The sequence below is a fragment of the Campylobacter sp. CNRCH_2015_1657 genome (genome assembly GCF_025772685.1).
GTDB lineage: Bacteria > Campylobacterota > Campylobacteria > Campylobacterales > Campylobacteraceae > Campylobacter_D > Campylobacter_D lari_D.
Window position 1 is genome coordinate 19,420 of record NZ_JAKMSO010000008.1, and the last position, 21,430, is coordinate 40,849.

Annotated in this window: 19 protein-coding genes, 1 tRNA gene and 3 pseudogenes; 13 read left to right on the forward strand and 10 right to left on the reverse strand. The window is 30.3% G+C overall.

What is annotated here, in order from left to right:
• Positions 1–5 precede the first annotated feature (5 nt).
• Positions 6–596: an ATP-dependent Clp endopeptidase proteolytic subunit ClpP gene (clpP, locus tag L8X27_RS06190; protein ID WP_012662167.1), complete on the reverse strand. Its 591-nt coding sequence runs from the start codon at positions 594–596 to the stop codon at positions 6–8.
• Complete coding sequence (gene tig / locus L8X27_RS06195; RefSeq protein WP_133318994.1) at positions 596–1,915, reverse strand: trigger factor; 1,320 nt, start codon at positions 1,913–1,915, stop codon at positions 596–598. Before tig ends, clpP begins: the two co-directional genes overlap by 1 nt.
• Positions 1,916–2,025: 110 nt before the next feature.
• Between tig and folE the strand changes: the two genes are divergently transcribed.
• The 10 genes from folE to L8X27_RS06245 all read left to right on the forward strand — a co-directional run bounded on the left by folE (position 2,026) and on the right by L8X27_RS06245 (position 10,721).
• Positions 2,026–2,598, forward strand: a complete 573-nt coding sequence (gene folE, locus L8X27_RS06200) for a GTP cyclohydrolase I FolE (protein ID WP_263671511.1) — start codon at positions 2,026–2,028, stop codon at positions 2,596–2,598.
• On the forward strand, positions 2,598–3,905 hold the full coding sequence (fliI, locus tag L8X27_RS06205) for a flagellar protein export ATPase FliI (RefSeq protein WP_263671512.1): 1,308 nt from the start codon (positions 2,598–2,600) through the stop codon (positions 3,903–3,905). The genes folE and fliI overlap by 1 nt, the downstream gene beginning before the upstream one ends.
• A gap of 56 nt (positions 3,906–3,961) precedes the next feature.
• Entirely contained in the window at positions 3,962–4,450 is a 489-nt protein-coding gene (locus tag L8X27_RS06210; protein WP_133318996.1) for a hypothetical protein, read from the forward strand.
• Positions 4,451–4,503: 53 nt separating this feature from the next.
• Entirely contained in the window at positions 4,504–4,683 is a 180-nt protein-coding gene (locus L8X27_RS06215) for a putative motility protein (protein WP_133318997.1), read from the forward strand.
• A gap of 79 nt (positions 4,684–4,762) precedes the next feature.
• Positions 4,763–5,908, forward strand: coding sequence for a hypothetical protein (locus tag L8X27_RS06220; RefSeq protein WP_263660676.1), 1,146 nt, complete (start codon positions 4,763–4,765; stop codon positions 5,906–5,908).
• Between the two features lie 126 nt (positions 5,909–6,034).
• Positions 6,035–7,213, forward strand: coding sequence for a NifS family cysteine desulfurase (locus L8X27_RS06225; RefSeq protein WP_263662132.1), 1,179 nt, complete (start codon positions 6,035–6,037; stop codon positions 7,211–7,213).
• Positions 7,214–7,223: 10 nt separating this feature from the next.
• Positions 7,224–8,195, forward strand: coding sequence for an iron-sulfur cluster assembly scaffold protein (locus tag L8X27_RS06230; RefSeq protein ID WP_220566466.1), 972 nt, complete (start codon positions 7,224–7,226; stop codon positions 8,193–8,195).
• Positions 8,196–8,280: 85 nt separating this feature from the next.
• Positions 8,281–9,441, forward strand: coding sequence for a Na+/H+ antiporter NhaA (nhaA, locus tag L8X27_RS06235; protein ID WP_263662131.1), 1,161 nt, complete (start codon positions 8,281–8,283; stop codon positions 9,439–9,441).
• Complete coding sequence (nhaA, locus tag L8X27_RS06240) at positions 9,438–10,592, forward strand: Na+/H+ antiporter NhaA (RefSeq protein WP_263660661.1); 1,155 nt, start codon at positions 9,438–9,440, stop codon at positions 10,590–10,592. The genes nhaA (L8X27_RS06235) and nhaA (L8X27_RS06240) overlap by 4 nt, the downstream gene beginning before the upstream one ends.
• A gap of 54 nt (positions 10,593–10,646) precedes the next feature.
• Positions 10,647–10,721, forward strand: a tRNA-Glu gene (locus tag L8X27_RS06245).
• Between the two features lie 190 nt (positions 10,722–10,911).
• Here L8X27_RS06245 and L8X27_RS06250 read toward each other — a convergent pair.
• The 6 genes from L8X27_RS06250 to L8X27_RS06275 are packed head-to-tail and all read right to left on the reverse strand — an operon-like array spanning position 10,912 to position 15,811.
• A complete protein-coding gene (locus L8X27_RS06250) occupies positions 10,912–11,538 on the reverse strand; it encodes a trimeric intracellular cation channel family protein (protein WP_220566464.1) in 627 nt (208 codons plus the stop codon).
• 29 nt (positions 11,539–11,567) lie between these two features.
• On the reverse strand, positions 11,568–12,611 hold the full coding sequence (locus tag L8X27_RS06255) for a Cj0069 family protein (protein ID WP_263671513.1): 1,044 nt from the start codon (positions 12,609–12,611) through the stop codon (positions 11,568–11,570).
• Between the two features lie 54 nt (positions 12,612–12,665).
• Complete coding sequence (gene aroC / locus L8X27_RS06260) at positions 12,666–13,754, reverse strand: chorismate synthase (protein WP_263671514.1); 1,089 nt, start codon at positions 13,752–13,754, stop codon at positions 12,666–12,668.
• Positions 13,751–14,419 (reverse strand): ribonuclease III, encoded by a 669-nt coding sequence (gene rnc / locus L8X27_RS06265; RefSeq protein WP_220566461.1) that lies wholly within the window; start codon positions 14,417–14,419, stop codon positions 13,751–13,753. Before rnc ends, aroC begins: the two co-directional genes overlap by 4 nt.
• A complete protein-coding gene (gene rnhA, locus L8X27_RS06270; RefSeq protein ID WP_263660658.1) occupies positions 14,412–14,852 on the reverse strand; it encodes a ribonuclease HI in 441 nt (146 codons plus the stop codon). The genes rnc and rnhA overlap by 8 nt, the downstream gene beginning before the upstream one ends.
• Positions 14,849–15,811, reverse strand: a complete 963-nt coding sequence (locus tag L8X27_RS06275) for a hypothetical protein (protein ID WP_263665677.1) — start codon at positions 15,809–15,811, stop codon at positions 14,849–14,851. Before L8X27_RS06275 ends, rnhA begins: the two co-directional genes overlap by 4 nt.
• Positions 15,812–15,885: 74 nt before the next feature.
• Here L8X27_RS06275 and dnaG point away from each other — a divergent pair, with 74 nt between their 5' ends.
• Both dnaG and L8X27_RS06285 read left to right on the forward strand, forming a co-directional pair.
• Positions 15,886–17,673: a DNA primase gene (dnaG, locus tag L8X27_RS06280; protein WP_263671515.1), complete on the forward strand. Its 1,788-nt coding sequence runs from the start codon at positions 15,886–15,888 to the stop codon at positions 17,671–17,673.
• A 65-nt stretch (positions 17,674–17,738) separates the two neighbouring features.
• Positions 17,739–18,722 (forward strand): MnmA/TRMU family protein, encoded by a 984-nt coding sequence (locus tag L8X27_RS06285; protein WP_263671516.1) that lies wholly within the window; start codon positions 17,739–17,741, stop codon positions 18,720–18,722.
• Between the two features lie 25 nt (positions 18,723–18,747).
• Here L8X27_RS06285 and L8X27_RS08070 read toward each other — a convergent pair.
• Both L8X27_RS08070 and L8X27_RS08075 read right to left on the reverse strand, forming a co-directional pair.
• A pseudogene (locus L8X27_RS08070) lies at positions 18,748–19,128 on the reverse strand (methyl-accepting chemotaxis protein); the annotation flags it as partial.
• Between the two features lie 1,077 nt (positions 19,129–20,205).
• Positions 20,206–20,829 (reverse strand): annotated as a pseudogene (locus L8X27_RS08075) (hypothetical protein); the annotation flags it as partial.
• Positions 20,830–20,970: 141 nt separating this feature from the next.
• Between L8X27_RS08075 and L8X27_RS06295 the strand changes: the two are divergent.
• Positions 20,971–21,423, forward strand: a pseudogene (locus L8X27_RS06295) (hypothetical protein); the annotation flags it as partial.
• Positions 21,424–21,430 lie beyond the last annotated feature (7 nt).

Here is a 21,430-nt window from a genome sequence, read left to right on the forward strand (position 1 = left end):
TTTCCTTATTTAAAACTTTTTTCCAAAACCTTATCGATTAAGCCATATTCCTTAGCCTCTATAGCACTCATAAAAAAATCTCTATCGGTATCTTTTTCTATTTTAGAAAGTTTTTGCTTAGTATTTTTTGCCAAAATATCATTTAAAATCGCTTTTAATCTTAGAATTTCTTTTGCCTGAATTTCTATATCTGTTGCTTGTCCTCTTGCACCACCTAGTGGTTGGTGGATCATAATTCTTGAATTTGGCAGAGCAAATCTTTTCCCTGGAGCACCACAACTAAGCAAAAATGCACCCATAGAAGCAGCTTGACCAATACAAATAGTACTTACATCAGCTTTAATATAATTCATCGTATCATAAATACTAAATCCACTTGTCACAACCCCGCCTGGTGAGTTAATATAAAGATAAATATCTTTTTGAGGATCTTCAGCTTCTAAAAACAAAAGCTGTGCCACGATAGAAGCAGCAAGATCATCATTGATCTCACCACTTAGCATGATAATCCTATCTTTTAAAAGTCTTGAGTATATATCATAACTTCTTTCGCCTCTGCTTGTTTTTTCAACTACATAGGGTATATATGAACTCATTATTTTTCACTTTCTTTTTCGGTTTTCTTTTTATCATTTTTTTTAAAAATATCAGCAAAAAGTTTTTCTTCAATTAAAGACATTTTAATGGCAGGTAATGCACCTTGCTTTTTATAATTATCTAAATGTTCTTGTGGGTTAAAACCATATCTATAAGCTTCAAAATAAATTGCTTGGATTAATTCCTGATCGCTTACTGTAACATTTCTAAGTTTTGCTAGCTCGTCTATAATGAAAGTTAATTTTACGCTTTTTTGCGCATCTTCTTTGAAACTCTCTCTTTTTTCTTTATATTTAGCCTCATCTTTAAATTCTTTTAATTCCTCTTCGCTTAAAGTTCTTAAAGAGCTTCTAAATTGCATATCTGTTTCTTGCTCTACTATATTTCTTGGCAAAACAAAGTCAAACTTAGCTACTAAAGCTTCTGCAAATTGATTTTTAAGCTCATCATTAATAAGTTTAAAGATTTTTTCATTTTTTAGTTGTTCTTTTAATTTTGCGTCTAATTTTTCAACACTTGGCTCTTTTTCTTCAGGAAGTAAGTTTTTTAAAAGCTCTTCATTTAATTCAGGTAATTTAAGTTCTTGAATTTCATGAATTTTTACTTTAAATACCGCATCTTTTCCTGCTAAATGTGCTGCACCATATTCTTTTGGAAAAGTTACATTAATATCTTTTTCTTCACCTGCTTTTAAACCAATCATACCTTCTTCAAATCCTGGTATGAATTGTTTTGAGCCAATCTCTAAAACATAATTTTGAGCTTTTCCACCATCAAAAGCTTTACCATCAACAAAACCTTCAAAATCAAATTTAGCAAAATCGCCTTCTTTTAAAGCTCTTGCTTCTTTAATCGCTTCAGGAGTAGCAAATCTTTTTAATAATTCTTCTTTTTTTGCATCAATTTCTTTTTGAGTTACTTTTGGTGTATTATAAGTTGGAATTAGTTCTTCATATCCATCTAATTTTACTTCTGGCTTAAAAGATAATACCATTTGAGCTTCAATATCGCCATCTTTTCTATCAAATTTTTCAAAATATGGCTCACCTACTAAATCTTTAGCCTCTTTTTTAACTTCTTTTAAAGCACCATCTACAGCATTTCTTAAAAGATCTTGCTCCGCATCTCTTGTAAGCTCTTTTTTATATCTTTTAAGTATAGCAGCAACAGGAACTTTTCCTGCTCTAAAACCATCCATTTTCATAGTTTTAGACGCTTTTTTAGCTAATTTTTCAACTTCTGCTTTAATAGCTCCTTGAGCAATTTTCACAGTAGCATTTGCATTTGCAAAATCAATTAGTTTTGCTGTAACTTCCATAATATTTTCCCTTTTCTAAATAAAATTTTTTGATAATATACCAAAATTTTCCTTATCACTTTATATAAAAATAAAAATATGTTAAAATTTTAATTTTTGATGGAGAAAAAATGCAAGAAAAATTTGAACAATCAGTAAAAAATATGTTAGAAATTATCGGGGAAAATCCGCAAAGAGAAGGACTTTTAAAAACTCCTACAAGAGTTTTTAAAGCTTTTGAATTTTTAAATAGTGGTTATAAACAAGATCCAAAACAAATACTAAATGATGCCTTATTTGAAAGCTCAAACAACGAAATGGTTTTAGTAAGAGATATAGAATTTTACAGTCTTTGCGAGCATCATCTTTTACCTTTTTTTGGGCGCGTACATGTTGCGTATATACCGGATAAAAAAGTCGTAGGTCTTAGTAAAATTCCACGCCTTGTGGAAGTTTTTGCAAGACGCTTGCAAATTCAAGAACAACTCACAGAACAAATCGCAGAATCTTTAATGGAACATGTAGGTGCAAAAGGTGTTGGAGTAGTTATTGAAGCAAGACATATGTGTGTTGAAATGCGTGGGGTGCAAAAAGTAAATTCTACTACTAGCACTTCAGCACTAAGAGGTAGCTTTTTAAAAAGTGAAAAAACAAGAAAAGAATTTTTCACTTTAATTAACTCAGCAAAACAGGTTAGATTTTAATGGGTTTAGAAAAACTTCGTAGCAAAATTGCTTCACAAAATCTTGCTAGTGTTTTTGGACAAATTACTAAAATTTCAAGTACTAGTATAGAAATAAATGGCTTAAAAACTAGCATAGGTGATATCATTAAAATAGTTTCTAGTGAAGATGAGAGTAAAGAAGCTATGGCTATGGTGGTAGAAGTAGATGAAAATTTAAGCTATTTGAGTCCTTTTGGTTTTGTGGAAGGTTTTAAAATAGGCGATCGTGCTTTTATCAACGATGCAGGTATGCAAATAGGAGTTAGTGATGAACTTTTAGGAAGAGTAGTCGATCCTTTTATGCGACCAAAAGATGGTAAAGGACCTATTGAGGCAAGTAAATTTATGCCTATTATGCGAGCACCTATTGATGCAATGAAGCGAGGTTTGATAGAAGAAGTTTTTCCAGTAGGTGTTAAAACAATAGATGCACTTTTAACTTGCGGGGTAGGACAAAAGCTTGGGATTTTTGCAGGAAGTGGGGTTGGCAAATCAACTCTTATGGGTATGATAGTGAAAAATTCCAAAGCTCCTATTAAAGTCATAGCTTTAATAGGAGAGCGCGGTAGAGAAATTCCTGAATTTATACAAAAAAATCTTGGTGGTAAACTTGATGATACTGTCATCATCGTTGCAACAAGTGATGATAGCGCGCTGATGAGAAAATACGGAGCATTTTGTGCTATGAGTGTGGCTGAATATTTTAAAGAACAAGGTAAAGATGTGTTATTTATCATGGATAGCGTAACGCGTTTTGCTATGGCTCAAAGAGAAATAGGTCTTGCTCTAGGTGAACCACCTACAACAAAAGGTTATCCGCCAAGCGTTTTAAGTCTTTTACCTCAGCTTATGGAAAGAACAGGAAAGGAAGAAGGTAAAGGCACCATAACAGCTTTTTTTACCGTGTTGGTTGATGGGGATGATATGAGTGATCCAATAGCTGATCAAAGCAGATCTATCCTAGATGGGCATATAGTGCTTAGTCGCGAACTCACTGACTTTGGAATTTATCCACCTATAAATATACAAAATTCAGCCTCAAGGGTTATGGGGGATATTATCAGTGATGAACATAAGCTAGCTGCTAGAAAATTTAAGCGTTTAAATTCTTTGCTTAAAGAAAATGAAGTGCTATTGCGTATTGGTGCTTATCAAAAAGGTACCGATAAAGAACTCGATCAAGCTATTGCTAAAAAAGATTTTATGCAACAATTTTTAAGTCAAAATCCTGAAGAAAATTTTGAATTTGAAGATACGATTAATATGCTTAAGATGATTGATACATAATAGTTGGAATATTTTTTGCTTTTTTTGATAAAAAAGTCATGAAAAAAGGATAGATCATGTCAAATATAGCATTTTTAGATCATCAACAAAGCTTAGGTTTAAAATATACCGATATTTGTCAAAATATTTTTGAAAGAGAAATTTTTACACATATGTTTTTAGAATGCATAAGTTTTGTTTTACTAGAAGATAAAGCAAAATTAAAATATTTAAAAATTATCGCTTCAAAAGAAGATTTTATAATCGAATTTAAAATCAATAATCAAAAAAAATCTTTTATTATTAATAATAAAAAAGTTCTAAATGAAGAATTCAGTGCAAAAAGAATGACTCAAGATGAATATGAAAGAGAAGTGGCGAGAATTTATCAAATCGAAAGATATTTAAAAGCCCAAAATAATCTTCAAAATTTTTCTAATGAAATTAGCACTACAATGAAAAATCTTTTTAAAGATATGGATGAATTTAAAAATTATATCGATATGCTTGAAGCAAAAGAAAACACCCACAATCATTACTTATCAAAAATTTATAATATAGCTTAATATTTACCAAACTTTGCCGATAATACCTTTGATCCAAACAAAAGGAGTATGTTATGGGCGAAGTTACAAACAATCAAGCAAACTTAATGCTTAACATTGCAACTACTATGATGAAAAAAACCATAGAAGTTAATGAAAATGCAGTAATGCAAGTACTTGAAGGCGTAAATGCAAACCCTGCTCCAACTACTACTCCTACTGCTAGTTCAGGATTACTTGACATTTACGCTTAAAATTTTTCTCTTCAATTCAAAAATTTTGGCATAGCTTTTGCTTTTTAAAAGTTAAGCAATATTTTTGAAGAGAAGAGTTATGTTTGTAAATTCTAATGTTAATCCGTATCAGAATTTTGCAAATTATCCTTTTGCAAAAACTGGACACATAGAAGAAAAAAAAGAAAATACTAATATTAAAAGTGATTTACTTGATATCAATGGTTCTAATTTAGACTATAAAGTGACTTATGCAAGTGAATTTGGTTTTAGAATCAACGAGCAAGGTTTTTTTGAAAAAGATCTTAATAAAGCAGCTGCTTTGCCTCTTGATTATGATATTAATATAAAAAGTATAAGAGAAATTTCAAAACAACTTATAAAGCTTGATGAGAATTTAAATTATAACAAAATAGATTTACCAAGACTTTTAAACACTTATCACAACACATTAAAAACTATAAATCCACAGTTTCAAAACAATGACAATGATTTTTTAAGTAAAGCTCAAATTTCAGAGTTAAATCAAGGTTATAGTTATACTTATGAGGGTAAAATTTTAAAAGTTTATGAAAATGCTAAAAATTTACAAAATGCAAAAGAATCAAATAAAAATTTAAACACCTTAATGCTTGATAATAAAATAGGTGACTTTGCGTTTAACGCAAGCATAGAAAATACAGCTAGTAATCCTGTTATCAAACCTTATTTAAATAAACAAGGGGAGGTTTCTAAAAGTGGATTGCTGCTCAATTATATTTATCATGATTTAAAAGAACAAAATCACAATAAAGCTAATTTTTTTCTATCGCCTATTGAGTTGGATATGTCCTCTAGTGTAAATTTTCAAAAACTCATGAGAGGTCAAATGAGTATGCAAGATTATATTAATGAAAACAATAAAGAAAAAATGAGTTTTGATTTATATTTATATATCAATGGAGTAGATAAAAACAACACCTCAGAAGATAAGCTTTCAGTTTTCTTTCAACAATATATTAACTATCAACATAGCATTAACATGAAAGAATTTGCCAATTCAAGTTCTATTTATAGTCTTTATAGCGAGCAAGTTAGTAAAGAAATTGAAGTTTTAAAAGAAGAATTCAATCAAAACAATCCTAATATTGATCTTGAAAAAATCAATACTCAAAAAGAACTTTTAGATACTCAATTTTTAGAAAATAGAAAAAAACAAGCTAGTATTAACAAAATTTTACATTCTTATTTAAATGCTATGGCTTAACTTGTGCTAAAATAATAATGTAAATTATTACACAAGTTAAAAACTTACTTGATTTAATATTAAATTTAATATTTTAGTGTATATTAACAAAAAAGATAAAAATTATCCTAATTAAAGGAGTATAATTTGAAAGTATATTTAGATAACAACGCAACAACACAACTTGCACCAGAAGCTTACGAGCTTATGAAGCCTTTTTTAAAAGAGCATTTTGGAAACCCAAATAGCCTTCATCAATGGGGTAGTGCAACCCATCCTGCCTTAAAAGAAGCTATGGATAAACTTTATATAGGTGTAGGAGCAAGTGATTTAGATGATATTATTATCACTTCCTGTGCTACAGAAAGTATCAATTGGGTGTTAAAAGGTGTGTATTTTGATAAAATTTTAAATAGCGATAGAAATGAAGTAATTATCTCTAGCGTAGAACATCCCGCAGTAGCTGCTAGTGCTATGTTTTTGAAATCTTTAGGGGTAAAAGTTATAGAACTTGGTGTTGATCATGAGGGTGTTTCTAGCGTAAAAGATTTAAAAGAAGTTATTTCAGATAAAACTGCCCTAGTGAGTATTATGTGGGCAAATAATGAAACTGGTATGATTTTTCCTATAGAAGAAATGGCTCAAATTACTCATGAATACGGAGCGTTATTCCATACTGATGCAACCCAAGCTGTTGGAAAAATCAAAGTTAATTTTGCAAAAGCTGGAGTTGATTTCGCTTCATTTTCTGCACATAAATTCCATGGTCCAAAAGGAGTTGGTGGGCTTTATATTAAAAAAGATATAGAACTAACTCCACTTTTACATGGTGGTGAGCATATGGGTGGCAGAAGAAGTGGAACTTTAAATGTGCCATATATTATAGCAATGGCAGAAGCTTTAAGAATTGCAAATACTATGCTTGACTTTGAAAATTCACACATTAGAAAATTAAGAGACAAACTAGAAGATTTAATTTTAGCAATGCCTGATACAAGCGTAGTTGGAGATAGATCAAGAAGAGTTCCAAATACAATTTTAGCAAGCATTAAAGGCGTAGAAGGTGAAGCTATGCTTTGGGATTTAAATAAAAATGGCATAGCGGCAAGCACTGGATCAGCCTGCGCTAGTGAAGCACTTGAGAGCAACCCTATCATGGAAGCAATTGGTGCTGAAAATGATTTAGCTCATACTGCCCTAAGACTTTCTTTATCTAGATTTAACACAGAAGATGAAATTGATTATACAGCAGAGCAGATAAAAAAAGCAACGCAAAGACTTAGAGCAATCTCAAGTACTTATGCGTATAAGCCTGAAAATATTTAAAGGATAAAAAATGGCAAAAAATAATTTAATTGGCGGATCTATTTGGGATGAGTATTCTCAAAAAGTACAAGATAGAATGAATAACCCTCAACATATGGGCGAATTTACACAAGAAGATGCACAAAAAGCAAATGCAAAACTTATTATTGCAGATTTTGGAGCTGAAAGCTGTGGTGATGCAGTTAGACTTTATTGGCTAGTGGATGAAAAAACAGATAAAATCATTGATGCTAAATTTAAAAGCTTTGGCTGTGGAACAGCAATAGCAAGTAGTGATACTATGGTTGATCTTTGCATAGGTAAAACCGTGGATGAAGCTGTTAAAATTACAAATTTAGATGTTGAATTTGCTATGAGAGATAATCCGCAAACTCCTGCGGTTCCACCTCAAAAAATGCATTGTTCGGTTATGGCTTATGATGTTATCAAACAAGCAGCAGCACATTATAAAGGAGTCAATCCTGAAGACTTTGAAGATCAAATTATAGTTTGTGAATGTGCTAGGGTAAGCCTTGGAACTATCAAAGAGGTAATTAAACTAAATGATTTACATACAGTAGAAGAAATCACACAATTTACAAAAGCAGGAGCTTTTTGTAAATCTTGTGTTAAGCCTGGAGGACATGAGAAAAAAGATTATTACCTTGTAGATATTTTAGCTGAAACTAGAGCCGAAATGGAAAGAGAAAGATTAAAAGATCAAAGTAAAGCAGATATTGCTTTTGATGATATGACCATGGTTAAACAATTAAAAGCAGTAGAGGCTGTTTTAGATAGCGATGTGCGTCCGATGCTACACGGAGATGGTGGGGATTTAGAAGTAATTGATATACAAAAAAGTGAAAGTAAAAATATAGATGTATATATACGCTATCTTGGGGCTTGCAGTGGTTGCTCAAGCGGAAGTGGCGCAACTTTATATGCCATAGAAAATATCTTACAAGAAGAACTTAGTCCAAATATACGCGTTATACCTGTTTAAGCAGTTTTTCTGCTTAAACTTTTAAATTTCAAGCCTTTTTATGTTAAAATAACGCATTAATTAAAAATTTAAAAAGGCTATTTATATGCAAAGACTTCAAACCTTTGTTAAAAGCGAAACTTTTCCGGGTGTTTTGCTAATATTTTTCACTTTACTTGCATTAATTTTACAAAACAGCTCTTTAACAGATCAATACACCAACTTTTTAAATATTCCTTTTGGGTTTCAAGCAGGAAGTTTAGAAATTTTCAAACCTTTGCTTTTATGGATTAATGATGGACTTATTGCGATTTTTTTCTTTGCAATAGGACTTGAATTAAAATATGAAGTAACAAGAGGACAGCTAAATAGTATAAAAGCTATGTCTTTACCTGTATTTGCTGCACTTGGTGGTATGATAGTACCTGCATTGATTTTTGCATTTTTTAATTATAAAGATGCTTTTGCTTTACAAGGTTGGGCTATACCAACAGCGACTGATGTGGCTTTTGCAGTAGGAATTTTAATGCTTTTAGGTAAAAAAGTACCTACTTCATTAAAATTATTCTTGCTTTCTTTGGCTATTTTTGATGATTTGGGTGCGATTATTGTGATTGCTTTATTTTACACAAGCGAGCTTTCAGTATTTGCTATGATCGCTGCTTTGGTATGTATATTAGCACTTTATTTATTAAATCATTTTCATGTTACTAAAAAATCCTTTTATATCATTATAGCTATAGTATTTTGGATAAGCATGCTAAAAAGTGGAGTGCATGCAACTTTAGCGGGTGTGATTACTGCTTTGTTTATACCACTTGAAACAAAAAATGGAAAATCTTTTTTAAAAGAAATCGAACATGATTTAGCACCTTGGGTAAGTTATTTTATTTTACCTATTTTTGCCTTTGCAAATGCAGGTGTTGATTTAAAAGATATGGATCCAAGCTTTATGTTTTCTTCGGTTAGCTTAGGTATTATTTTAGGTTTATTTTTAGGAAAACAAATAGGTGTCTTTTTATTTTCATATATTAGTATAAAACTAGGCTTAGCAAAACTTCCACAAAATGTTAATTTCAAACAACTCTATGGAGTTTGCATACTCACAGGTATAGGTTTTACCATGAGCTTTTTTATAGATGGCTTAGCTTATCAAAATAGTGATATTTTTGCATATTCAGATAAGCTTGCTATTTTAATAGCCTCTTTGTTAAGCGCTGTGATTGGCTATGTTTATTTAAAATTCATTTATAGTTTCAAAAAATGAAATTTAAAAACCTCCAAAGTTTTTTATCTCTTGAAATTTTAGGAGGATTGTTGCTTTTAATAGCAACAATCTTTGCTTTATTACTCAAAAATAGCCCTTATGGACAACACTATATGAATTTTTTAAGTGTAGAAATGGGTATAAAAATAGGAGCTTGGGAGCTTTTTAAACCTTCTTTGTTATGGATTAATGATGGACTGATTGCAATTTTTTTCTTTGCAATAGGACTTGAATTAAAAAAAGAATTTGTTCAAGGAGAATTTAAAACTCTTAGCAATATTACGCTACCCTTAATAGCTGCTATAGGTGGTATAGTAGTACCTGCTTTGATATTTTGTGCTATTAATTTTAATGATACTTATGTTTTAAAAGGTTGGGCTATACCAACAGCAACTGACACTGCATTTGCTCTAGTTATACTTGCAATGCTAAAACAACGCATACCAAGCTCTTTAAAAATATTTTTAGTTTCTTTGGCGATTTTTGATGATGTAGGAGCTATTTTAATCATTGCTATTTTTTATACAGGTGAGCTTTCAACTTTGGCTTTTTTTGTTGCCTTTTGCTGCATTGTTGGCTTGTTTTTACTTAATCGCTTAGGTAATGAAAGAAAATCATTTTATTATATACTTGGTGCTCTGCTTTGGCTTAGTGTATTAAAAAGTGGAGTACATGCGACTTTAGCAGGTATTATTACTGCTTTATTCATTCCTGTATATACAAAAAACAATCATGCTTTATTAGAAGAAATTGAGCATGGTTTAAAATTTTGGATAGCTTTTATAATATTGCCACTTTTTGCTTTTGCAAACGCAGGAGTTGATCTTTCTAAAATAGAATTTCATATGCTTTTTAGTGGTGTAAGCATGGGTATATTTTTGGGACTTTTTGTTGGAAAACAACTAGGTGTATTTGGCTTTGCCTATATGGCGATTAAATTCAAACTTGCAAAACTACCAAAAGATGCAAATTTTAAACAACTCTATGGAGTTTGCATACTCACAGGTATAGGTTTTACCATGAGCTTTTTTATAGATGCTCTTGCTTATGAAGTGAGTGATATATTTAATTTTGTAGATAACTTTGCAATCTTACTAGCCTCATTAGCTTCTGGTGTATTTGGCTATTTTTACCTGCGTTTTATTAAATAATTAAGCTTTTTTTAAATTAAATAAGATATAATTTCATTTCTTATTTAATGTTTTGGCCCATTCGTCTAGCGGTTAGGACATCGCCCTTTCACGGCGGTAACACGAGTTCGAGTCTCGTATGGGTCACCACTCTTTTAACTCCTAAATAAAAATAGCATAAACAATAGTTTCAATATTTAAGCTTAATATAAATTTAATATATCAAATAAATATTCTAAAATAAAATATAAATAAATATTGCTTACTAGCAAAGCTCGCAGGGATTTTATAAAAACATTATAAATAACAAAACTTGCATTTTAAAATCTAAAAAATAAAATTAGCTTTCTTTATTTTCTCCATCTTTAAAAGAAAATATAGGCAAACTTAAACCATAATGTATCGCTAAAAGTCTTGCTATAGTTCCTACAATCAATGAAGCAAGAATTACCCATAATTCATCTATGCCTAAAATATGCAATATATAATACAAAGCTCCTGTTAATATGGCCACACCTGCATAAATTTCTTTTTGAAATACAAGTGGTATCCTAGCACATAATATATCTCTTAATATCCCGCCAAATACACCTGTAATCACAGCTGAACTCACAGCCACTATAAAACCATACCCCATTTCTATTGCAATTTGTGCACCTAAAACACTAAAAACAACCAAACCTATAGCATCTAAAATTAAAAAAAGTTTTTCAAGTCTTATAACATATTTAGCAATTTTTGTTGTAATCATAGCCGCAACACAAATCAAAATGACATATTCAGGAGTTTTAATCCAAGTTAATGGATGATGATCAAGTAAAATATCTCTGATAGAACCTCCACCAATAGCTGTTACCAAAGCTATAAATATCACTCCAAAAAGATCCATTTTGTGCCGTCCTGCAGCAATAGCCCCCGTCATTGCATCAACAGTAATTCCGATAATATAAAGTATAGTTAAAAGCATAATGAGTTAAAACCCTTGTTAAACAAGGGTTAATTTTTACTTACAATATCAATGATATTTTGAGCTACTTTTTTAGCAATAGGCTCAACAAATTCAGCAGGAGAAGTAAATCCTACGCAAGAGCAGTTAATCTCACCTAAAACATATTTATCTTTACCATCTTCATCTGTATCTAAGATAAAATCGGCAGTCCAAATTAAAGGAATATCGTAATTTCCAAGTTTTGAACGAATTTCTGGTAAAGTTGCTAAAAACCAATCTACCAATTCTTGCCAATCTTTTGGCTCATCATATCTATATTTTGCACCTGAAAAAAGTGTAGCAGAGAATGCATCAGCACCTTCTGCAGGCTTTTTATGCACTACATAAATTGGAGTATGATAAAGCATTAAAATTCTAATTTCACCTTCTTTAATACGCGGTAAAAAAGTCATATCTACAAGCATACCATTATCACCCACAATGTATTGCTCACAAAAATCCATAAATTCACCAAGCTCTCTTTCTTCTGTATGATTGTCTTTTGCTTCTGTGCATTTGATTTTTGCATTTAATGGCACACTTGTAGCCCCCGCTGGCAGTTCATCTATTAATCTCACACGCCAAATTCCCTCGCCTGTTGAACCACGATTTTGCTTCAAAACCCTCTCGCCTTTTGCTAAGGTTTTTACAAAACTTTCTTTAAAAGTTTTAATATCATAATACGCATAAGTATCTTCAGGCACTAAAGCTGTTTTATTAAGCTTAGTAAGTGCATCTTTAGCGCCATATCCTATCATCGCATCGGGATGAGGCATACCTATAACACCATTTGCACAAAGTTTTCTTAACATATCAAAGTATTCATTTTCTTCTTTTAAATTCCCTGGATTAATTCTAGAAACATAAGCATCAGCATTGTTTTTTACATATTCATAAATTTCGTCTTTTTTTTCAACTTCAAAAAAGATAACCTCAGCGTTCCAACCTTGCTCTTTTAAAGCATTTACCATAGGCATAGTGTCTTTTCTATGGCCATCTTCACCTTTATCGCTACCACCTCTAACTTCAAAAAATACGATATTTTTTTTCATATTGCTCCCTTTTTAAAGATATTTTATCATCATATCAAAATAAGTATTAAATTTTTATTTATTTTTTCCATAAATACATTGTAAATTTTGCAAATTTGAACTTGCATTTAAAAGTAAAGCATCAGCCATGCATATAGCTACCATAGCATTTACTACAACACTACCTCTTATACCCACACAAGGATCATGTCTACCTTTTAACTCATACATGATATTTTTTCCTTGAATATTTTGTGTTTGCTGGGGTAAAAATATAGAAGGGGTTGGTTTAAAATATGTTTTTATATTGATAAAATTTCCATTAGAAATTCCACCCAATATACCTCCGCTATGATTACTTAAAAATACTCCATCTTTTAACTCATCATTATTTTCGCTTCCATACATATAACTACTTTGAATGCCACTTCCTATTTCTACAGCCTTAACTGCATTTACACCCATAATCGCATGAGCAAGTTTAGAATCAAGCTTATCATACAAAGGCTCACCTAAGCCTTTAATAGGGTTTTTCACTCTAGTAAAAACTCTAGCGCCTATGCTGTTTTTAGCTTTTTTAGCTTTTAAAATTTCATCTTTAAAACTTTGCTCTAAATTTTTATCTAAAGCATAAATTTCACTATTTTTAGCATAATTAAAATCGAACTCATCATTACTAAGTTTGCTATCAATACTTCCTACCCCAAAAACTCCACTCATTATTTCTATATCAAACTCTTTTAAAAGCATACAAGCTAACGCCCCTGCTGCCACTCTTGCTACACTTTCTCTAGCGCTAGCTCTTCCACCACCTCTATAATCTCTAATGCCGTATTTGTGATAATAAGTAAAATCAGCATGTGCAGGACGAAACACATCTTTTTCATAATCTTTTGAGCGTGTATTTTCATTATGCACTAAAACACTTATAGGAGTTCCTGTTGTATAACCCTCAAAAACCCCGCTTAAAACTTGAGCTTTATCTTCTTCTTTTCTAGAGGTACTAAATTTATTTTGACCTGGTTTTCTTTTATCTAACATTTCTTGCAAAAAATCAAAGTCAAACTTCACCCCTGCTGGCATACCATCTATCACACAACCTATAGCTTGACCATGAGATTCGCCAAAACTTGTAAATTTAAATCTTACTCCAAAGCTATTCATAGTTTTCCTAATTTTTCAAGTGCTATTTTGGCACATTGTTGTTGGGCTTCTTTTTTACTACCTGCTATAGATCTTGCTACTTCTATACCTTGAATTTTTACTGCAATTTCAAATTGCTTTTTATGATCAGGTCCAAAAGCTTTCATCACTACATACTCAGGTGTGCCTGCCATATTTGCTTGTGTAATTTCTTGAAGTCTTGTTTTATAGTCTTTAAATAAACTTTGTGTATCAATATGCGGATAAACTTCATTGAGTAAATTTAATGCTATGTTTTTAGTTTTTTCAAAACCTATTTCTAAATACAAAGCTCCCATTAAAGCTTCAAAGGCATCAGAAAGTATAGAAGGTTTATTGCGTCCATCATTATTTTCTTCTGCAATAGACATAAAAATACATGCTCCAAGATCAAGTTTTTGTGCTAAGGTTGCAAAAGATTTTTCATTTACCAAAGCTGCCCTAAGCTTAGAAAGGTTTCCTTCTGAGTCTTTTTGGAATTTAAAAAACAAAAACTCCCCTACTACTAAATCCATTACAGCATCACCCAAAAACTCTAATCTTTCATTATTATAAGGCTTTTTATAGCTTTTATGTGTCAAAGCTTCGATGAGCAATTGCTCATTTTTAAAATGATAACTTAATCTTTCTTGGAGTTTTTTAAGCATTTATCAACCTTTCTTCTTGGAGTTTTAAGGCTGCATTTCTTGCTAGTTCATCACAACGCTCATTTAATTCATGGCCATTATGTGCTTTGATCCAAAAAGCAGTTATTTTATGATCTTTAGCAACATTTAAATACTCTTTCCAAAGATCAATATTTTTTTTACCTTTAAAATCTTTTTTTATCCAACCTTCAAGCCATTCATTAATACTTTGCACCATTAAATTTGAATCTGTGTATAATTTTACCTCGCATGGCTCTTTTAAAGCTTTCAAAGCTTGTATAATGGCCATTAACTCCATACGATTATTTGTTGTATTCTCACATGCCCCACTTTGTTCTTTTTGATGATTTTTATAAGTTAAAACATAAGCCCACCCTCCAAAACCAGGGTTATTTAAACACGAGCCGTCTGTATAAATTTCAATATTTTTCAAGCTTTTACCTCATAATAAATCTCACATTTTCCAAATTCATAACAAAATGGACAATGATAAAAAAACAAAGGACTTTGATTTTTGCAATTATTACACACATAAGTAAAGCTAAGATTAGCACTTAGCTTATTATCATTTAAAATTTTTAAAATTTTTAGTTTATGATTTTTAATAGAAATAGCTTTGGTACTTAAATTTTTTGCATAAAAAAACTCATGGTATTTTTCATCTTCAAGATTAAGTGGGCTTTTACATTCATTAAGTAAATCAATGACATTTTCAAATTGAGGCATTTGAGTAAGCTTATCTTTATAATGCAAAAAACAAAATCTTAAAACATACTCATTATCTTTGCTAAAAATTAAAATTTCTTTAATCTTTTGCTTTTGCTCTTTAGAACTTGCTTGAATTTTTAAAGCCTTTATCAAAGCTTTTTCTGCATATATATTTTCTCCAAGCTCAAATAAACATTCTAAAACATCTAAAACCTTATCATAATCTTTAAGTTTTAAATACACAATTTTTAAAAGTTTTAAGCTTTCTTTATTGCGTGCTTTGATTTTTAAAGCATTTAACAAAGCTTCTACACTACGCTCTAAAAATCCTGCTTTTAGATAAACTTGTGCTAATGAAAAAAAGATAAATTCTTTCTGGTTAGCCTCATTTGTCTTTTGCAAAGCTATGAGATAAATTCCCACAGCTTTTTCAAATTCACCACTTTTGGTAAAAATTTGAGCTAGGAAATTTAAATTTTCTATACTTAAATTGGCATTTTTTAAAATCTGCTGATGGGTAGAATTGATTTCAAATTTTTTTACAAAACGATCAAGCTTGCTTTTTTGATCTTTGCTTGCAAAAAACCGCCATATATAATGTGAGCTAGCAACGATAAAAATCAAAGCCGTCAAAACAATAAGACCGAATAAAGGATCGCGGTATTCTACAAAGAAAAAATCCATAATCTTGCAACTTAACTTTCAAATTTATAACAATTATAGCTAAATGCTTATATAATTTTCTTTAAGGTTTAAATATGATAGAACAAGCAAGTATAGAACAACTTTTACAAAAAACAGATATTGTTGATATTATAGCTCATTATGTTGAAGTAAAAAAACAAGGTTCAGGCTATGTATGCGTTTGTCCTTTCCATGATGATAAAAATCCTAGCATGCATATTAATTCTATTAAAGGATTTTATCATTGTTTTGCATGTAAAGCTGGGGGCAATGTTTTTAAATTTGTAATGGATTATGAGAAATTAAATTTTGTTGAAGCGGTAGAAAAGGTTGCTTCGTGGAGTAATTTTTCACTTACTTACACCTCACAAAAACAAGACAATAAAAAATCTATCACTCACATCTTACCTACTCTTAATGCTTTTTATAAGCAAAACTTAGCTAAAAACAAAGAAGCTTTAACTTATCTTTATAAAAGAGGTTTAAATGATGAGGATATTAGAACCTTTGAGCTAGGCTTTGCACCAAGTTCTAATGAAACACTAAGACTTTTACAAAATGAGCAAATCACTCAAGAAGAAGCCTTAGAGGTTGGCGCAATAAAACAAAATGAAAATGGTGCTTATGCAAGTTTTATCAACCGCATTACTTTTAGTATTTATGATCATAAAAATTTACTCATAGGCTTTGGTGGTAGAACTTTAGATGAAGCAAATATGGCAAAATATGTTAATTCACCTCAAAGCAAACTTTTTGATAAATCACGCGTTTTTTATGCACTCAATTTAGCAAAAGATACCATTTACAAACAAAAAGAAATGATAATTTGTGAAGGTTATATGGACGCCATAGCCTTTCATAAGGCAGGATTTAAAAATGCTGTAGCAGTTTTAGGAACAGCTTTAGGTGAAAATCACATACCCTTGATAAAAAGATTAGAGGCAAGAGTGATTTTGTGCTTTGATAATGATAATGCAGGACTTAATGCTGCCGTGCGTTCAGCACATTTACTAAGTTTAGCAAAAATTGATGGAAAAGTAGTTTTAATAGAAGGTGGGAAAGATCCGGCTGAACTAGTGGCTACTCATCAAGAAAAATTGCTTTTTAATATTTTAGAAAAAGGTATAGAACTTGGAGAATTTTATATAAGAAATTTGATCACAAATTTTGATTTAAGCTCAGCACTTAGTAAGCAAAAGGCTTTAGAAGAGGTGCAAAAATATACTTTTAACCTTGAACCTTTAATAGCAAATTCCTACACTACCTTAGTAGCAAATCTTTTGGGTGTAAATATTAATGATATAAAACTTTCTAAAAATACTAGAAAAAATATAAATTTTTTTACTCCTACAAAACAAAATAAAATCAACAACATAAGCGAGTTGGAGCTTTTGAAATTTTTATATGAAAATCAAAAAGCCATAGGACTTTTTAAGCTTTTAAGCACAAAAGAATATTTCTTACATCAAGATATTGCTAAGGCTATTTTAGAACAAAAAGACTTTAATGATCCTAGCATAAGAGAACTTTATGAGATCGAAAATATTAAAATTTTAAGTAATTTAGAAGAATTTTTATATGCTATTTGCAAAATTAATTTTGCTCATTTTAACAAATTAAAAAACTTAAATTTAAAACAAGCCTTTAAAAAGCAAATTTATAATTTACTCAATCAAAATTTAGAAAAAATCAAAAAAAACTATCAAAATGATGAAATTTTTTTTAATCATTTAATGGAAGTTTTAAAAAATGTCCAATTTTTAGATGATGAGGGAAGTTTAGAATTATTTTTAAGTAGATTACAAAAAAATATAAAAGATAAAAAAGCAATTCATTATAACTTTGAAGAAGAAGTTTTTTAAATAAAAACTTACATAAAAATTAAAAAATATTCACTACAATATGCCAAAAATTTCGAAAGGAAAAAATGAAAGCATTAGCACTTTTTAGTGGTGGTCTTGATTCTATGCTTGCTATAAAACTTATAAGCTCTCAAGGCATAGAGGTAAAAGCTTTAAATATCAATATAGGCTTTGGTGGTACAAGCGATAAAAGCGAACTCATGGCAAAACGCGCTGCTATGGCAGGGGCTAGTTTTGAAATGATAGATGTAAGAAATGTATATTTGCAAGAAGTTTTATTTAATCCTCAATATGGTTATGGAAAACATTTTAACCCTTGTATAGATTGTCATGCTTTTATGTTTAAAACCGCTCTTTCTATGTTAAAAGATGAAAATGCAAGTTTTATCATCACAGGAGAAGTAGTTGGTCAACGCCCTATGAGTCAAAGAAATGATGCTATGGCTAAGGTAAAAAAATTAGCACTTGATGAAGAAGATTTAATCTTGCGTCCAATGTGCGCTAAAAATTTACCTTTAACTAAACCTGAGCGTGAGGGTTGGGTTGATAGAGAAAAGTTAGAAAACATCAGCGGAAGAAGTAGAAAAAGACAACTTGAACTAGCTGCCAAATTTGGTTTTGAAGATTTTGAAAGTCCAGGTGGTGGATGTTTGCTCACACTTGAGAGTTTTTCAAATAAAATCAAAGATTTTATTAAATTTGATAAAAATATGCAAGTTAATGATGCACAACTTTTAAAATATGGACGCCACTTAAGACTTCCAAATGGCTCTAAAATGATAGTAGGTAGAAATGAGCTAGAAAATCAATTTTTAAAAGAATTAAAAACTCAAAAATATGAAGAATTAAAACTCTTTGATTTAATCGGTGCTTATTCTTTGGTAGATGAAAATATCAATCCACAAGATCTTGAACTTGCTCTAAGTATAGCACTAACTTATGCTAAAACTCAAAATAATACAAAATACAAAATAGGTTTTAAAGATAAAATTTTCCAAAGTATGGCTTTTGAAGATAAAAATAAAATTCAAGAGTATTTTATAAATTAAACTACCCTTAAAAAGGGTAGTTTTTTTAGAATTTCTTTCTTCTAACTTCTGCTACAATATCAGCCGACATAGAATCAACTTCATTTGCTACAGAATTAGTTGCATGTGCAATTTGTGAGTTTTCTTTAGTTAAACCATCTATTACTGAAACAGATTGATTAATTTGTGAAATTCCTAAAGCTTGTTCTTTAATACTCTCACCCATTTCATTAATAGATTGAACTAAGATATTAGTATTAGCTTCAATCTCACCTAAAGACTTTTGAGTTCTTTCTGCTAAGTTTCTAACTTCATCAGCAACAACAGCAAAGCCACGACCATGTTCTCCTGCACGAGCTGCTTCAATAGCTGCATTTAATGCAAGTAGGTTAATTTGATCAGCAATATCTCTAATAACATCAGTTACATCTTTAATATCGCTACTTTGTTTAATAACCTCTTCAGTTCTTGCTGCTACTGCGTTCATAGAAGCACTCATTTCTTCAACAGCAGCTGCGCTTTCTTGTAAAGAATCAGCTTGTTTTTGTGCGCCATCATTAAGCTTTAAAACACTCTCTTTTAAAGCATCAGCTTTAGTTTGAAGCATTTCCCCTTGTTTTAATGAAGCTTGAAGCATTTTTCTTATTTCTTCTCCGACTGCATTAAGCGATTTTTCTATCTCACCATCAGCATACTCAAGCTTATCTGAAAAATCAAGATTTTTAAAACTTTTAAAAACTCTTTCTATTTCATTTAAATCTTTACCAATTTTCATTTGCATATCATCAAGCATTTTATTTAATACTTCTTTTAATTCCACAAGTTTTGGATTAACAGGATTTGCTTTTATTCTTTGAGTAAAATGTCCTTTTTCTATATCACAAGATACTTCTAAGATATTTTGCACAGTTATGTCATCTTTTTCTAAACAAGTATGTATATATTGAACATTATCATTAATCATTAATGCCATTTTTCCAAGTTCATCATTATATCTAGGAATTAAAACCTCAACGGTTGGAAGCTCATGATTTAAGTATCTAAAAAATTTCATTAAATGATCTTGAAGTCTTTGCACTCTTATAGAAACTATTCTTTTTACTGAAGTACCAATCACAACTACTATAACAATTATCGCTATAATAGAATTAATCAAAATAATATTTCTTAAATCCACAATAGAAGCATATACAGATTCATTTGGGACAATAGCCAACATAGCCCAATAAATTCCCGTATTTGGCCATATTTCAAATACTCTTATAGCACCATGATATTCACTACCATCATCTGCTTTATAATCAATAGCTCCCGCATGGATAGTTTTTTGTGCTTCTATTATATGAGCTGTATTTTTATTAACCTCTGTAATTTTTTTTGTAACAAATTCAGCATTTGGATGCGTAGCTATAACACCATTACTTGCTATTAAAATCCTCCTTGCTCCTTGATAAATAGATCTTGAAGAATCATTTAAAAAATCAGCCGTAGGTTTAAGATCAAAAAGCATACCAACAACACCTATAGCCTTTCCTTTTTTATCTGCAATAGGTGCGGCTACATGAACACCTAGAAATTTATTTCCATGTATGTTATACCATCTTGGTTCTCCAAAATATAACTTACCCCCCCCCATCAAATTTTTTATAGCATTAGTTTTAGCAATCTCTTCACTTGCTGCTAAAGTTTGCATACCGCCAGCATTGTTAATATCTACATCTCTCATTAACACCATAAATTCATTATTATTTGAAAAATATTTTACATCAACACCCAAATTTTTATATGCAGTTCCGTCTTTTAAATAATAATAACCATAAGCTATATCTCCATTTGCATCAATGGCTTCTCCGAGGATATTTTCTATCCTTTTTGGGTTTATAGCACCTTCTGAAATAAGATTGTTTAAAGTTCTTTGTGTACCAATAGTACTGACGAATAAAGACCTAATGCTCGCTTCAGCTTGATTTCCATAACGATGCACAGAAGCTGTGAGTGTATTTTCTATTTGTGTATTTAAAATAGCTGTGGATCTGTTTATAATCAAAAAAGATAAAATACTTAAGATTAAAACAACCGTTATAATAGCTATTGCAACTATTTTAGCACCAAGACTCCAATTACGCATTTTTTCTCCTTTAGTTAATAAATTATAAATTTTTATAATTATAAAAACTTTTCATTAAATAAAAATTAAAATTTATTAAAATATTAAATATTTTATAAACAATAAAAATTATCAAGTTAAAGCTAAAGAATTGAGTAGTTTTTACAAAGAAAAGAAGTTGAAGATTTATTTAAATGGATGAATGAAAATACCAAATCACCTCGTTGGCTGAGCGTAAATGGAATAGATTATGATGAAGCTTATGTTAAAATTTTTCACACAAGCAAAAGCATAGATGAGTTTAAAGAAAAATACCTTGAGCTTCAAAATACATACTTTGTTGATTTTAGCAAAAAGATTAATAAACCTCAGGAAACTTTAGAAAAAGACAAAGAAAAATCTTTCAAACCTATACAAGGTGAAAGTAAAAATAAAGAAACCTACAAAGATGATAATACAAAAAATGAACTTATAAAAAAACTTTTAAAAAATAAATTTAGCACAAGAGAAGAATTAGAAATTCTTTTTGGTATGAAATTTAATGATGATGTGGGAGAATTTAACCAATTTCTTTCTCAAAATATCACTTCAAAAATTATAGATATTAAAGTTTAAAAATATT

What these genes read in the sequence shown, in the direction of transcription:
- clpP (WP_012662167.1), bottom strand. Translation starts at nt 596, where the DNA reads ATGAGTTCATATATACCCTATGTAGTTGAAAAAACAAGCAGAGGCGAA.
- tig (WP_133318994.1), bottom strand. Translation starts at nt 1,915, where the DNA reads ATGGAAGTTACAGCAAAACTAATTGATTTTGCAAATGCAAATGCTACT.
- folE (WP_263671511.1), top strand. Translation starts at nt 2,026, where the DNA reads ATGCAAGAAAAATTTGAACAATCAGTAAAAAATATGTTAGAAATTATC.
- fliI (WP_263671512.1), top strand. Translation starts at nt 2,598, where the DNA reads ATGGGTTTAGAAAAACTTCGTAGCAAAATTGCTTCACAAAATCTTGCT.
- L8X27_RS06210 (WP_133318996.1), top strand. Translation starts at nt 3,962, where the DNA reads ATGTCAAATATAGCATTTTTAGATCATCAACAAAGCTTAGGTTTAAAA.
- L8X27_RS06215 (WP_133318997.1), top strand. Translation starts at nt 4,504, where the DNA reads ATGGGCGAAGTTACAAACAATCAAGCAAACTTAATGCTTAACATTGCA.
- L8X27_RS06220 (WP_263660676.1), top strand. Translation starts at nt 4,763, where the DNA reads ATGTTTGTAAATTCTAATGTTAATCCGTATCAGAATTTTGCAAATTAT.
- L8X27_RS06230 (WP_220566466.1), top strand. Translation starts at nt 7,224, where the DNA reads ATGGCAAAAAATAATTTAATTGGCGGATCTATTTGGGATGAGTATTCT.
- nhaA (WP_263662131.1), top strand. Translation starts at nt 8,281, where the DNA reads ATGCAAAGACTTCAAACCTTTGTTAAAAGCGAAACTTTTCCGGGTGTT.
- nhaA (WP_263660661.1), top strand. Translation starts at nt 9,438, where the DNA reads ATGAAATTTAAAAACCTCCAAAGTTTTTTATCTCTTGAAATTTTAGGA.
- L8X27_RS06250 (WP_220566464.1), bottom strand. Translation starts at nt 11,538, where the DNA reads ATGCTTTTAACTATACTTTATATTATCGGAATTACTGTTGATGCAATG.
- L8X27_RS06255 (WP_263671513.1), bottom strand. Translation starts at nt 12,611, where the DNA reads ATGAAAAAAAATATCGTATTTTTTGAAGTTAGAGGTGGTAGCGATAAA.
- aroC (WP_263671514.1), bottom strand. Translation starts at nt 13,754, where the DNA reads ATGAATAGCTTTGGAGTAAGATTTAAATTTACAAGTTTTGGCGAATCT.
- rnc (WP_220566461.1), bottom strand. Translation starts at nt 14,419, where the DNA reads ATGCTTAAAAAACTCCAAGAAAGATTAAGTTATCATTTTAAAAATGAG.
- L8X27_RS06275 (WP_263665677.1), bottom strand. Translation starts at nt 15,811, where the DNA reads ATGGATTTTTTCTTTGTAGAATACCGCGATCCTTTATTCGGTCTTATT.
- dnaG (WP_263671515.1), top strand. Translation starts at nt 15,886, where the DNA reads ATGATAGAACAAGCAAGTATAGAACAACTTTTACAAAAAACAGATATT.
- L8X27_RS06285 (WP_263671516.1), top strand. Translation starts at nt 17,739, where the DNA reads ATGAAAGCATTAGCACTTTTTAGTGGTGGTCTTGATTCTATGCTTGCT.